Below are 447 nucleotides of genomic sequence, written 5' to 3' on the forward strand. Positions count from 1 at the left end.
GGTTTCCTGCCGGCCCGTCCCGCCGCCGCGCGTGCGCCGCTGCCGGCCTCGACGGCCTGAGGCGGCCCCGTCCGGCGGGGTCAGGCGTGCGCCGCGGCGACGAGGCCGAGGCAGTCCTCGTACCGCGGCAGCAGCCCGGCCGTGCGGGCCTCGGCGAGGGTCGGGGCGGCGGCGTCCCGGTCCGAGAGGGTGAAGTCGGCGCCGGACGGCCACGGCAGCCCGAGCACCGGGTCGAGGGGGTGCAGCGCCTGCTCCAGCTCCGCCCGGTACGGCGTCGACACCAGGTACGACATCACGGTGTCGTCCTCGAGCGCGAGGAACGCGTGGCCCACCCCCTCGGGCAGGTACACCGAGCGGAACGACTCCGTGTCCAGCTCCACGGTGTCCCACCGCCCGAACGTGGGGGACCCCACCCGCAGGTCCACCACGACGTCACGGGCGCGGCCG

At 77.2% G+C, this 447-nt stretch carries 1 protein-coding gene; it reads right to left on the minus strand.

From position 1 onward, the window contains the following. Window positions 1–80 precede the first annotated feature (80 nt). The coding region (locus LPA54_RS38840; RefSeq protein WP_228985101.1) for a dTDP-4-dehydrorhamnose 3,5-epimerase family protein at window positions 81–447 on the minus strand (367 nt) is incomplete at its 5' end.

Origin of the sequence: Streptomyces sp. DH12 (assembly GCF_020873895.1) — a bacterium.
Taxonomy (GTDB): domain Bacteria; phylum Actinomycetota; class Actinomycetes; order Streptomycetales; family Streptomycetaceae; genus Streptomyces.